This window comes from Tersicoccus solisilvae (genome assembly GCF_014643255.1).
In the GTDB taxonomy this organism is placed as follows: Bacteria; Actinomycetota; Actinomycetes; order Actinomycetales; family Micrococcaceae; genus Tersicoccus; species Tersicoccus solisilvae.
This window is the reverse complement of record NZ_BMJI01000035.1, coordinates 1-12,700: the sequence shown is the minus strand read 5'-3', so window position 1 is coordinate 12,700 and position 12,700 is coordinate 1. Positions and strand designations below refer to the sequence as shown.

At 73.9% G+C, this 12,700-nt stretch carries 12 protein-coding genes; 3 read left to right on the top strand and 9 right to left on the bottom strand.

What is annotated here, in order from left to right; translation table 11 throughout:
* The 9 genes from IEX22_RS15125 to dapB form a co-directional block, all read right to left on the bottom strand.
* Positions 1-391, bottom strand: a 391-nt coding sequence (locus IEX22_RS15125; protein WP_188669231.1) for a CinA family protein, incomplete at its 3' end; no start/stop codon positions are given.
* Positions 384-980, bottom strand: coding sequence for a CDP-diacylglycerol--glycerol-3-phosphate 3-phosphatidyltransferase (pgsA, locus tag IEX22_RS15120; protein WP_188669230.1), 597 nt, complete (start codon positions 978-980; stop codon positions 384-386). The genes pgsA and IEX22_RS15125, both read right to left, overlap by 8 nt.
* Positions 981-1,037: 57 nt before the next feature.
* On the bottom strand, positions 1,038-3,836 hold the full coding sequence (locus IEX22_RS15115) for an FtsK/SpoIIIE family DNA translocase (RefSeq protein WP_188669229.1): 2,799 nt from the start codon (positions 3,834-3,836) through the stop codon (positions 1,038-1,040).
* A gap of 180 nt (positions 3,837-4,016) precedes the next feature.
* Positions 4,017-5,711: a ribonuclease J gene (locus tag IEX22_RS15110; RefSeq protein WP_188669228.1), complete on the bottom strand. Its 1,695-nt coding sequence runs from the start codon at positions 5,709-5,711 to the stop codon at positions 4,017-4,019.
* The gene (gene dapA / locus IEX22_RS15105) at positions 5,708-6,610 is read right to left on the bottom strand and encodes a 4-hydroxy-tetrahydrodipicolinate synthase (RefSeq protein WP_188669227.1); all 903 of its coding nucleotides are present in this window, start codon (positions 6,608-6,610) and stop codon (positions 5,708-5,710) included. Before dapA ends, IEX22_RS15110 begins: the two co-directional genes overlap by 4 nt.
* A 78-nt stretch (positions 6,611-6,688) precedes the next feature.
* Positions 6,689-7,393 (bottom strand): DedA family protein, encoded by a 705-nt coding sequence (locus tag IEX22_RS15100; RefSeq protein WP_229660092.1) that lies wholly within the window; start codon positions 7,391-7,393, stop codon positions 6,689-6,691.
* The gene (locus IEX22_RS15095) at positions 7,390-7,998 is read right to left on the bottom strand and encodes a pyridoxine/pyridoxamine 5'-phosphate oxidase (protein ID WP_188669226.1); all 609 of its coding nucleotides are present in this window, start codon (positions 7,996-7,998) and stop codon (positions 7,390-7,392) included. Before IEX22_RS15095 ends, IEX22_RS15100 begins: the two co-directional genes overlap by 4 nt.
* On the bottom strand, positions 7,995-8,510 hold the full coding sequence (locus IEX22_RS15090) for a tetratricopeptide repeat protein (protein ID WP_188669232.1): 516 nt from the start codon (positions 8,508-8,510) through the stop codon (positions 7,995-7,997). The genes IEX22_RS15095 and IEX22_RS15090 overlap by 4 nt, the downstream gene beginning before the upstream one ends.
* A 149-nt stretch (positions 8,511-8,659) precedes the next feature.
* Positions 8,660-9,484: a 4-hydroxy-tetrahydrodipicolinate reductase gene (dapB, locus tag IEX22_RS15085; protein ID WP_188669225.1), complete on the bottom strand. Its 825-nt coding sequence runs from the start codon at positions 9,482-9,484 to the stop codon at positions 8,660-8,662.
* Positions 9,485-9,693: 209 nt separating this feature from the next.
* Here dapB and IEX22_RS15080 point away from each other — a divergent pair, with 209 nt between their 5' ends.
* The 3 genes from IEX22_RS15080 to IEX22_RS15070 are packed head-to-tail and all read left to right on the top strand — an operon-like array spanning position 9,694 to position 12,587.
* Positions 9,694-10,746, top strand: a complete 1,053-nt coding sequence (locus tag IEX22_RS15080) for a LolA family protein (protein ID WP_188669224.1) — start codon at positions 9,694-9,696, stop codon at positions 10,744-10,746.
* A 10-nt stretch (positions 10,747-10,756) separates the two neighbouring features.
* Positions 10,757-11,743, top strand: coding sequence for an ATP-binding cassette domain-containing protein (locus IEX22_RS15075; RefSeq protein WP_188669223.1), 987 nt, complete (start codon positions 10,757-10,759; stop codon positions 11,741-11,743).
* Positions 11,730-12,587, top strand: a complete 858-nt coding sequence (locus tag IEX22_RS15070) for an ABC transporter permease (RefSeq protein ID WP_188669222.1) — start codon at positions 11,730-11,732, stop codon at positions 12,585-12,587. The genes IEX22_RS15075 and IEX22_RS15070 overlap by 14 nt, the downstream gene beginning before the upstream one ends.
* The last annotated feature ends 113 nt before the right edge of the window (positions 12,588-12,700 follow it).

Genomic DNA, 12,700 nt, shown 5'->3' with positions numbered 1-12,700 from the left:
CGGCGGTGGCGACGCCGACCCAGACCGTGCCGACGGGCCGGCCGTCGTGCGGCTCGGGCCCGGCGACGGCGTTGGTGGCGACGGCGATGTCGGCGATCGGGGCGGTGCGGACGCCGGCGGCCAGCTGCGCGGCGACCTCCGGGTCGACGGCGCCGTGGGTGGCGAGGCGGTCCGCCTCGACGCCGAGCAGGCCGACCTTCACGTCGCGGTGGTAGGAGACGACGCCGCCGCGCAGCACGGCGGAGGCGCCGGGGACGTCGACGAGGGCCGCGCACACGGCACCGCCCGTGAGCGACTCGGCGGTCGCCACGGTCACGCCCCGGGCGACGGCGGCGGCGATCACCCGGGCGGGGCCGACCCGCGGACCGGCGTCGGGCGCCGGCTCAGGCACGGCTGCCCTCCCGACGCAGCCGGAGCGCGTCGCGTACGTAGGCGACCCCGGTGACGACGGTGACGACGAGGGCGGCCGCCATCACGAGCCAGCCGAGCCACAGGGCCCACGAACCGAGCACGGTCCCCAGGGGCATGAGCAGCAGGATGATCGCGGCGGCCTGGAGCACGGTCTTGAGCTTGCCGCCGGCCGACGCCGCCATCACGCCGTACCGGATGACCCAGAACCGCAGGGCGGTGATGCCCCACTCGCGGACGAGGATGACGATGGTCACCCACCACCACAGCTCCCCGAGCAGCGACAGCATGACGAGGGCGGAGCCGGTCAAGAGCTTGTCCGCGATCGGGTCGGCGATCTTCCCGAAGTTCGTCACCAGCCCCCGGGCCCGGGCGATGTCCCCGTCGAGCTTGTCGGTGTAGATCGCCACGACGAACAGGGCCGCGGCGAGCCAGCGCAGCACGCCGTGGGCACCCCCGTCGGCGGCGAGAAGCACGATGAACACCGGGACGAGCAGGATGCGGATCCCGGTCAGCACGTTCGGCAGGTTCCAGGACGAGACCGGGGAGGAGGACGACGCCGGGGTGCTCATCCGTCAAGGCTACCGGGGCGCGCAGCCGCCGGAGGTGGGCCGTCCCCGGTGCCGGTCTCAGCGGCCGGTCAGGTGCCAGGCGTCCTCGGCGTCGCCACCGTCGGCGTCGTCGTGGTAGTCGATCGCCTGGGTCCGACCGTCCAGGTCCGCCTCGACGGCGTCGCTCCCCCAGTCGCCGTCGGGCGCCGTCGCGGCGGTCGCCCCACCACCGGCGGCCGGCTCGTCCCCGCGGATCGCGGCCAACGTCGCGGCCAGGTCGTCCGGCTTGGCGAGCACGTCACGGGCCTTGGATCCCTCGGACGGCCCGACGACGCCGCGCGACTCGAGCAGGTCCATCAGCCGGCCGGCCTTGGCGAACCCGACGCGCAGCTTGCGCTGGAGCATCGACGTCGAGCCGAACTGGGTGTTGATCACCAGCTCCGCCGCCTGCAGCAGCACCTCGAGGTCGTCGCCGATCTCCTCGTCGATCTGCTTCTTCTCCGCCTGGACCGTCACGTCGTCCCGGTAGACCGCCTGCAGCTGGCCCTTGACGTGCTCGACCACGCGGTGGATCTCCGACTCGGTGACCCACGCACCCTGCACGCGCATCGGCTTGGACGCGCCCATCGGCAGGAACAGGGCGTCGCCCTGGCCGATCAGCTTCTCGGCGCCGGCCTGGTCCAGCACGACGCGGGAGTCGGTGACCGACGAGGTGGCGAACGCCATCCGGGACGGCACGTTGGCCTTGATCAGGCCGGTGACGACGTCGACCGACGGGCGCTGGGTGGCGAGGACGAGGTGGATGCCGGCCGCACGGGCGAGCTGGGTGATCCGCACGATGGAGTCCTCGACGTCGCGGGGGGCGACCATCATGAGGTCGGCGAGCTCGTCCACGATCACGAGCAGATACGGGTACGGCTTGATCGTCCGCCTGGAGTCCGGCGGCGGGGTGACCTTGCCGGCGCGCACCGCCTTGTTGAAGTCGTCGATGTGCTTGTACCCGTAGGTCGACAGGTCGTCGTAGCGCGCGTCCATCTCCCGGACCACCCACTGCAGCGCCTCGGCCGCCTTCTTCGGGTTGGTGATGATCGGGGTGATCAGGTGGGGCACGCCCTCGTACGCGGTCAGCTCGACGCGCTTGGGGTCCACCATCACCATCCGCACCTCGTCCGGCGTGGACCGCATCAGGATGGAGGTGATCATGGAGTTGACGAAGGAGGACTTGCCCGCGCCGGTGGCGCCCGCGACGAGCAGGTGCGGCATCCGGGCGAGGTTGGCGACGACGAAGCCGCCCTCGACGTCCTTGCCGACCCCCATCACCATCGGGTGGTCGGTCTTGCGGGCGTTCCCGGAGCGCAGCACGTCGCCGAGGGACACCGTCTCCCGGTCGGTGTTGGGGATCTCGATGCCGATCGCGGACTTGCCGGGGATGGGCGAGAGGATCCGCACGTCGGCGGAGGCGACGGCGTAGGCGATGTTCTTGCTCAGCGCGGTGACCCGCTCGACCTTGGTGCCCGAGCCCAGTTCGATCTCGTACCGGGTGACCGTCGGACCACGGGAGAAGCCGGTGACCTCGGCGTCGACACCGAAGTCGGTGAGCACCTTGGTCAGGGCGGCGACGACGGCCTCGTTGGCGGCGGACCGCTCCTTCGGCGGGGTGCCGGGGGTGAGGAAGTCCGAGGCCGGCAGCGTGTAGGTGACGTCGCCGGACAGCTGCAGCTGCTCGGAACGCTGCGGGATCGGCGTCGGCGGGATCTGCGGGGCGACCGGGGTGGACCGCACGGCGGTCAGCGCCTCGGTGGGCCGGCTGTCCACGTCCAGGCCCTGGTCCGACCTCAGCTGCGCGGCGGCCTTCTCGGCCTGGGTGGGACGCCGGACGCCCGGCGGCAGGCTCGGCTGCTGCGGAGTGGACGGGCCGGGCCGGGCCGGCACCGCGGGGATGTCCGCCGTCGCGGGATCGGCGTCGTCGCCCAGCAGGGCTCGCTCGAACGCCTCGTCGCCGTCGTACTCGTCCAGGTCCTCCGCCCGGGCGGCCGCGCGCTCCTTGCGCCCGAGCCGCTTCTTCCGCGCGGGCTTCGCCGGGGCCGGGTCGTCGAGGTAGGAGCGGTCGTGCTCGTCGGGCCGGTGGCCGGGCTGCTGGCCGGTCAGGTGCTCGTAGAGCGCGCGCAGGCGGGCCGGAATGCGCCCGAACGGGGTGGCCGTGATGATCAGGATGCTCACGAACGCGAGCGCGAGCAGCAGCACGAGGGTCCCGGCCGGGGTGATGATCTGGCTGAGCGGGCTGGCCGCGAGGAAGCCGATCATCCCACCCGCGGCCCAGAGCCGCTCGACCCCGGCGGAGATGGTGGGGGCGCCGAGGGCGAGGTGGGCGACGCCGCAGGAGGCGACGGTGAGCACCGCGAGACCGATCGTCACCCGGTTGTTCGCCCCGGTGGCGGTCGGCATCCGCATCAACCGGACGGCGATGATGAGCAGGGCGAACGGCAGCACGAGGGCGATCGAGCCGAAGGTGCCGGCGGCGACGGCCTGCACGCCGCGGGCGAACCAGCCCGACAGCGACCACCACTGCACGGCGGCCACGAGGACGGCCAGGAGCAGGAACGCGAGCGCGCGACCGTCCCGGCGGTCGTCCGGGTCGAGTCCCTCGACCCGGTGCCCGACGGCACGGACGGCGTTCCCGGCGACGTGGGCGATCCCGAGCCAGGCGCCACGGACGGCGCGCACCGGCAGGGACGGCCGGTCGTCGGGTTGCGGGGCGCGCGAGGAGCCGCCCGAGCGTGCGGAGGACCTGCCGGTCCCGCCGCCGGTGCGGGTGGATGCTCGCGACGCGCTGCCCCTGCCCTGACGGGCCGGGGCCGGGGAAGTACGTGTCGCCATGTTTCCACGGTACCGTGGCGCCCTCGCCGCACGCGGGATCAGCGCGGCCCGATCCTCGGGCCGGGGTCGGCGCGGCGCCCACGCGGTGTGGACGACGCCACGGTCGAACCGGCGCGGCGCGGCTCGGCGGCGCCGTCCACCGTCGCGTTCTGCGTGACGATCAGCCGTCGCTTGCCCGGCTCAGGCTTCCAGCACCACCGGGATGATCATCGGGCGCCGCTTGTAGCGCCGGTTCACCCAGGTGCCGACGACCCGGCGCACGATCTGCTGCAGCTGGTAGGTGGTGTGCGCGCTGCCCGGGCCGGACTGCACCGCCTCGTGCAGTGCCTCGCTGATCTTCGGGATGATCTCGCCGAACACCTTCTCGTCCTCCGCGAACCCGCGGGCGTGGATCTCCGGGCCGGAGACGATGGTGCCGTTGTGCCGGTTGACCACGGTGACGATGGAGATGAAGCCCTCGTCGCCGAGGATGCGGCGGTCCTTCAGGTCGTCGTCGGTGATCTCCCCGACCGTCGTGCCGTCGACGTAGATGAAGCCGCACTCGATGCCGCCGACGACCCGGGCGACGCCGTCGGTCATGTCGATCACCGAGCCGTCGTCGGTGAGCAGCACGTCCTCCTCGGCCAGGCCGGTGGCCTGGGCGAGCTTGCCGTTGGCGATCAGGTGGCGGACCTCGCCGTGCACCGGCATCACCTGCCGGGGCCGGACGATGTTGTAGCAGTACAGCAGTTCGCCGGCCGCGGCGTGCCCGGAGACGTGGACCTTGGCGTTGCCCTTGTGCACGACGTCGGCGCCGAGCTTCATCAGCCCGTTGATCACCCGGTACACGGCGTTCTCGTTGCCCGGGATCAGGGAGGAGGCCAGGATGACGGTGTCGCCGCGACCCACCTGGACGCGGTGGTCCCCGTTGGCCATCCGGGACAGGGCCGCCATCGGCTCCCCCTGGGACCCGGTGGACATCAGCACGATCCGCTCCTGCGGATAGTCGTCCACCCGCTTGAGGTCGACCAGGATGCCCTCGGGGATGTGCAGGTAGCCCAACTGCGAGGCGATCGACATGTTCCGCACCATGGAGCGGCCCACGAACGCGACCTTGCGGCCGTGCGCCTGGGCCGCGTCGAGCACCTGCTGGACCCGGTGGATGTGCGAGGAGAACGAGGCGACGATGACCCGCTTGCGGGCCTGGCCGATCACCCGGTCCAGGGTGGGGCCGATCTCGCGTTCGGAGGACATGAACCCGGGCACGTCCGCGTTCGTGGAGTCGACCATGAACAGGTCGACGCCCTCCTCGCCCAACCGGGCGAACGCGCGCAGGTCGGTGATCCGCCCGTCGAGGGGCAGCTGGTCCATCTTGAAGTCGCCGGTGTGCAGCACGGAGCCGGCGCTGGTGCGCATGAACACGGCCAGGGCGTCCGGGATGGAGTGGTTGACGGCGACGAACTCGCAGGAGAACGGGCCGAGCTGCTCGACCTGCCCCTCCTTCACGGCCAGGGTGTAGGGCTTGATCCGGTGCTCGGCGAGCTTGGCCTCGATCAGCGCGAGGGTCAGCTGCGACCCGACCAGGGGGATGTCCTTGCGCAGCCGCAGCAGGTACGGGACGGCGCCGATGTGGTCCTCGTGGCCGTGGGTGAGCACGACGGCGACGACGTCGTCGAGCCGGTCCCGGATGCTGGTGATGTCCGGCAGGATCAGGTCGACGCCGGGCTGGTGCTCCTCGGGGAAGAGCACGCCGCAGTCGACGATGATCAGCTTGCCGTCGAGTTCGAAGACGGTCATGTTCCGGCCGACCTCGCCGATGCCGCCGAGCGGGATGATCCGCATCGTGCCCGGCTTCAGCGCGGGCGGGGCCTTGAGTTCGAGCGTGGGGTCGCTCATGCGGACAGCTCCCAACCGGCCTCGGCCAGGTCGCCCCGGATGAGTGCCTCTTCGTCGGCGGTGGGGGGCACCAGCGGCAGCCGGACCCCGGCGTGGGCGAGGACGCCCTGCCACGCGAGGATCTGCTTGGCCGCGACGGCGCCCTGCACCCGGGTCATGGTGGCCCGGATCACGGGCTCGAGGTCGTAGGCGATCTTCTGCGCGGCGGCCAGGTCGCCGGCGACGACGGCGTCGATCAGCTCCCGGAACCGGGCGGTCGCCACGTGGGTGGTGACACCGATGACGCCGACGGCGCCCAGCGCCATCCACGGCAGGGTCAGCCCGTCGTCGCCGGACCAGAACGTCAGGTCCGACCCGGCCATCACCCGGGTCGCGGCGGAGAAGTCGGCCTTGGCGTCCTTCACCCCGACGATGCGCGGATGCTCGGCCAGGCGCAGCATCGTCTCGGGCGCGATCGGGATGGAGGACCGGCCGGGAATGTCGTACGCGATGATCGGCAACCCGACGGCGTCGGCGACGGCCGTGAAGTGGGCCGCGACGCCGGTCTGGCTGGGCTTGTTGTAGTACGGGGTGACGATCAGCAGGCCGTCGACGCCGATCTCCTCGGCGCGGCGGGACAGGTTCATCGAGTGCGCGGTGTCGTTGGTGCCGGTGCCGGCGACGATGCTGGCCCGGTCCCCCACCGCGTCCTTGACGGCCCGGAACATGGCGAGGTTCTCCTCGTCGGTCAGCGTCGACGTCTCCCCCGTCGTGCCGGTGACGACCAGCCCGTCGCACCCGTCGCCCACGAGGCGGTCGGCCAGCGCCGCGGCGGCGTCGAGGTCCACCTCCCCGTCCGGGGTGAAGGGCGTGACCATGGCGGTCAGCAGGCGGCCGAAGGGGATGGAGGCGTCGGGCATGGCCTCCACGTTACCGGCTGCCGGTGCCGCGCGCCGACCCGACGGGCCGCGCTCGTGCCCCGTCGGCCGGCTCGGCGCTCAGCCGCCGGAGCGGCGTCGGCGGGCCTTGGCGACCACGAACCAGACCAGCAGGACGGCGATGGCGGCGAAGATCACGTACTTGAGGGTGTCGACCCACACGAGCACGGTGTCCCAGTGGTCGCCGAGCAGGTACCCGGCCACGATGAAGAGGGTGTTCCAGACGCCGGAGCCGGCCAGGGTGAGCAGCCCGAAGCGCACCGGTGGCATCCGTTCGATGCCGGCGGGGATGGAGATGAGGCTGCGGACGCCGGGCATGAACCGGCCGAAGAAGATCGCGGCCGAGCCGTGCCGCTCGAACCAGCTCACCGCCTTGTCCACGTCCTCCACGTCGACCAGCGGGATCTTCGCGGCCAGCCGGGTGATCCGGGCGTGGCCGAGCACCCGGCCGATCTCGTACAGCAGGTAGGCGCCCAGCACGGAGCCCGCCGTGGTCCACACGATCGCCTCGATCACGCTGAACTTGCCCTGACTGGCGGCGAGGCCGGCCAGTGGCAGGATCACCTCCGAGGGGATCGGGGGGAACACGTTCTCGAGGAACACGGCCAGACCCGCACCCGGTGCCCCGATCGCCCCCATCACCTCGATCACCCAGCGGGAGACCGCACCGAACACGCCGCCGGTGGCGCCCGAGACGGCGTCCTGACTCGACGCCGGGACGCCGGCGACGACCGCGGCCGCGACCACCCCGAACCCCGCGGTCACGGCTGCACCATGCCCGCGGTCCACGGCCCGTCCGGCGTCGGCCGGGTGTACCGCCACCGCGGGTGCGCCCGGCCGGGATCGTGGGACCAGAACTCGATCGTCGTGGGCCGCAGGCGGTACCCGTGCCACGGGGCGGGACGCTGCAGGTCGCCCGGGGCGTCGGCGAGCGCGGCGATGCGGTCCCGGAGGTCGGCGAGGCCGGCCGGGTCGATCGGCTCGCCCTGCGCGGAGACGACGAATCCCGCCTGCGAGAGCCGGGTGTGGGCGGCGAAGAGATCGGCGGAGGCGGCGTCGTCGAGCATCGCCACGGGCCCGGTGACCCGGACTTGGCGCAGTGGCTCGGGCCAGAGCAGGACGCCCGCGGCCACCGGATGTTGGGCCAGGTCGCGCCCCTTCGGGCTGCGCTCGGAGGTGACGAGGACGATGCCGGCGGCGTCGATCCCCTTGACCACGACCACGCGGTTGGCCGGCTCGCCGGCCGGGGTGACGGTGGCGAGACTGAGGGCGTCGGGCACGCCCGCGCCGCGCTGCCGCGCCTCGTCCCACCAGGTCCTCAGCAGGGCGAGCGGGTCGGCGGCGCCGGGCCGGTCGTCCGGGTCGGTCACGACGTGCTCCCCTCGGTCGGCCCGCCGGCCGGGTGATGACCAGGGTCCTCGGCGTGGCGCCGGATGGCGTCCCGCATGCTGCGCCGGGCCCGCGTGCGGTCGCCGGCGGCGTCGTAGGCCCAGGCCAGCCGGAACCAGCGGCGCCAGTCGTCGGGGTCGGCCTGCACCTCGCTCCGGTACCGGGCGAAGGCCTCGTCGGCGGCGGCCCGGACGACCCGGCCGGAGGGCCGGCGGGGCAGGTCGTCGTCGGGCAGGCCGCCCTCCCCCTCGAGGATCCGGGCGAGACGCTCCACCCGGGTGCCGAACGCGATCTCCCGGGCCAGCACCCAGGCGCCCACGACCGGCAGCAGCAGCAGCGCGACACCGAGGCCCTTCGCCAGGAACCCGTCGGAGATCAGCAGGAGCCAGCCGCGCTGGGCGGTGAGCACGAGGTACAGCGCCAGCAGGACGACGACGACGGCGACCCATACCCGGGTGGCGAGGAAGAAGAACGCGGGGGCGATGAAGATCAAGGCCAGCCAGAAGTCGAACGGCGAGACGAGGGCGCCGAGCACGAGCAGGACGAGCCCGATCAGGTGGCGGGTGCTCAGGGCGCGCTCGGCCCGCCGCCCGCCGCCCGCGTTCGTCGCACCGGACCCGTCCGCGTGGCCGGCGGCGTCGCTCATCGGCCGGCCTCGTCGAGGCCGAGGAAGGCGTCCAGGCCGTGGGTGAGCCCGGGGGCCGCGGGCACGGACCGCACGCCCAGCAGGACGCCGGGCATGAAGGAGGCGCGGTCCAGCGAATCGTGCCGGATGGTCAGGGTCTCCCCCGGCGAGCCGAGCAGCACCTCCTGGTGGGCCACCAGCCCGCGCAGCCGCACGCTGTGCACGCGGACGCCGTCGACGTCGGCCCCGCGGGCGCCGGGAGCCTCGGTGCGGGTCGCGTCGGGGCTGGGGCCGGTGCCCGCCGCCCGGCGGGCGTCCGCCACCAGGGCCGCGGTGCGCGCGGCGGTCCCGGACGGGGCGTCGACCTTGTCCGGGTGGTGCAGTTCGATGATCTCGACCGAGTCGAAGAAGCGGGCGGCCTTTGCCGCGAAGGCGGTGGCCAGGACGGAGCCGACGGCGAAGTTGGGGGCGATCAGCACCCCGACGCCGTCAGCGGCGGTCAGCGCGTCGCGCAGCGCGGCCAGACGGGAGTCGTCCCAGCCGGTGGTGCCCACGACCGCGTGGATGCCGTGGCGGACGGCGAAGTGGACGATCTCCTCGGTGCTCTCCGGCACGGTGAGGTCGACGAGCACGTCGGCGCGGGCACGCACGATCTGCTCGAGGTCGTCGTCCCGGCGCAGAGCCGCGACCAGCTCGAGGTCGGGGGCGGCCCGGACGGCGTCGACGGCGGCCGAGCCCATCCGCCCGCCGGCCCCCGTCACGGCGACCCGGATCCGCGACCCCGTCTCCTCGGGCCCGCCGGGAGCTCGGTCGGGACGGGGTACTGCGGGGGTGTCGGCCATGTCTCCCAGCCTAGGGCAGCCGGTCCCGCTCCCCGTGTCGTCGCCCGGCCGCGGCCGCGGGCCACCGGCTGAGAGGAACCGCACCGGCGGCTGCCGGCACACCGCTGCTGGCCGGCTTCCCCGAGAGTTCCCCGGGAAGGTGGCCGGATCCGCCGCCGGGTGGGGCGGGTCGGCGTAGCGTGGAGCCAGCAGTGCACGGGAGGCCGGCCATGAGCAGGAACTGGTTCCGATGGATCCCCGCCGCCGCGGTGCCCGCCGCGGTCGCCGTGGGCCTGGTGGTCAGCGGTGCCTCGGCGGTGCCGCCACCCCCGCCCGCCTCGGCCGAGCAGGTGGTGGCCCTGGTCGCCTCGCACCGCGCCCAGCAGTTCTCCGGTGACGTCGAACAGACCACCGACCTCGGACTGCCGGCCATCCCGTCCCAGGCGCTCGACGCCACGGGCGGGTCGAGCGCCGGCCAGGCCGCGGCCGTCCTGGGCCTGCTCACCACCGCGCACAGCGGCCGCGTCTACGCCGACGGGCCCACCCGGCTCCGCGTCCAGGTCATGGACCAGCTCGCCGAGCGCGACGTGATCCGCAACGGCTCGACCGCGTGGACCTGGGATTCGAAGGCCGCCCGGGCGACCCGGACGACGCTGCCCGCCCCCACTCCGCGTGCAGCCCCCACTCCGGATGCCGCCCTCACCCCGGATACGCTCGCCCGGCGCGTCCTGGCCGCGGCCGGCCCCTCGACCGCCGTGACGCTCGGCGATCCGGTGATCGTGGCCGGCCACAGCGCCTACACCCTCGTCCTCACGCCCCGCACCTCCGGCACGCTCGTGGCGTCGGTCCGGATCGCGGTCGAGTCGGCCACCGGCCTGCCGCTGGCCGTCGACGTGCACGCGAGGGGCCAGGTGGACCCGGCGTTCCACCTGGCCATGACCTCGGTCGACCTGCGCGCCCCCGACCCTTCGGTGTTCGCGTTCACCCCGCCGCGCGGGGCGACGGTCACGCAGGAGCACCTGCCCGCGGCGCCCCACCGGCCCACCACCGGCACCTCCGCGAAGCGGACGGCCGCCCCGGCCGGCTGGGACGCCGTCGTCACCCTCCCCGCCGACCGCGTCCCCGCCGACCTGCTTCGCTCGCCGCTCGTCGCCCAGCTCTCCACTCCCGTCGGCGGTGGCCGGCTGTTGTCCTCCTCGCTGGTGAACGTTCTGGTGACCACGGACGGCCGGCTGCTCGCTGGGGCGGTCCCGGTGAGCACGCTCGAGGCCGCGGCCCGGTGACGGGCCGACGATGACGGACGCGGGGGCGGGGTCGTCCGCGGCCCCCGACCTCGCGATCGCGACGAGCGGACTGACGAAGACCTTCGGCCGCCACACCGCCGTCGACGCCCTCGAGCTAGCGGTGCCCCGGGCGAGCGTGTTCGGCTTCCTCGGCCCCAACGGCTCGGGCAAGACGACGACGATCCGCATGCTGCTGGGTCTGGTGACCCCGTCCGGCGGCCGGGCGCAGGTGCTCGGCGAGGCCGTCCCGGACCGGCTCGCCCGGGTGCTGCCCCGCGTCGGCGCCCTCGTCGAGGGGCCCGCCTTCTACCCGTTCCTCAGCGGCGAGGCGAACCTCCGCCGCCTGGACGCCGCGGACCCCCTCGCCTCGCCCCGGACGAGGGGCGCCCGGGTGGCGGCCGCCCTCGACCGGGTGGGCCTCGTGCACGCCGCCGGGAAGAAGGTGCACGCCTACTCGCTCGGCATGAAACAACGCCTCGGCCTGGCCGCGGCGTTGCTGGCGCCCCGGGAGCTGCTGGTCCTGGACGAGCCGACCAACGGGCTGGACCCGCAGGGCACCCGCGAGGTGCGGTCGTTGATCCGGTCCCTCGCCGACGACGGCACCACCGTCGTCGTCTCGACCCATCTCCTCGCCGAGGTCGAGCAGGTCTGCACCCACGCCGCGGTGCTGCGCGCCGGCCGGCTGGTCGCCCAGGGCACGCTCGACACGCTTCAGGGGGCGGCCCGGCGCCGGGTCCGGGTACTCACCCCCGACGCCGGCGCCGCGATCGCCGTCCTGCGCGGCCTCGGCCTCTCGCCCGAGCCGGCCGACCCGGACACGGTGCTGGCGACCTGGCCGGCCGCAGGCGACGACCGGGAGGTGCCGGCCGCACCCGAACGGCTCGTCGCTGCCCTGGTGGCGGCCGGGGTCCGGGTCCGTGGATTCTCCGCGGCCGGGCCCAGCCTGGAGGAGCGGTTCGTCGAGCTCACCGGGGAGGGCTTCGATGTCGCGCCGTGAGAGGGCGGTGGCCCGGACCTCCCGCGGCGTGGGGGTGCGCCTGTTCCGGTCCGAGGTCGGTGTCCTGTTCCGACGGTGGCGCACCTGGGCGATGCTCGCGGCGCTGGCGGCGGTACCGGTGCTGATCGGGCTCGCCGTGCGGTTCTCGCCCACGCCCCCGGCGCCGGGGCGTGGACCGGCGTTCCTCGACCAGGTGACGCACAACGGCCTCTTCGCGGGCGTGGTCGGGCTGATCGTCAGCACCCCGCTGTTCCTGCCCCTGACCGTCGGCGTCGTCGCCGGGGACACGATCGCCGGGGAGGCGAGCCTGGGAACCCTGCGCTACCTGTTGACCGCCCCGGCCGGGCGGGTGCGGCTGCTGGTGGTGAAGTTCGCGGCGACCGCGGTGTTCTGCGCGGCGGCGGCGCTGGCGGTCGTCGTCGGCGGGGTCCTCGTCGGGCTCGCCCTCTTCCCGGTCGGGCCGGCGACGCTCCTCTCGGGGGACGCCGTCGGGCCCGGGGAGGCAGGGGGCCGACTGGTCCTGATGGCGGGCTACGTCACCGTCTCGCTGCTCGGCCTGGCGGCGATCGGGCTGTTCGCCTCCACGCTGACCACCGCACCGGTCGGGGCGATGGCGGCCACGGTGGTGCTCGCCGTCGTCGCCCAGGTGCTCGGTGCCCTCGACCAGCTCGACTGGTTGCACCCCTGGCTGTTCACCGAGCACTGGCTCGGGGTCGCCGACCTGCTCCGGCGGCCGATCGCGTGGGGGTCGTTCGGCGAGAACGCCCTGCTGCAGGCGGGATACGTCGCGCTGTTCGGGGCGCTGGCCTATGGGCGGTTCACCACGAAGGACGTCCTCAGCTGACGGTTTCGCCCGCAGCTTGAACCGCCCCGGGTTTAGTGGAGGGCGGGTTCTCCCAGCGCCGGTTGGTGCTGGGGGTTGTTCTGACGGTAGTAGTTGTTCTCCGCCTCGATCGG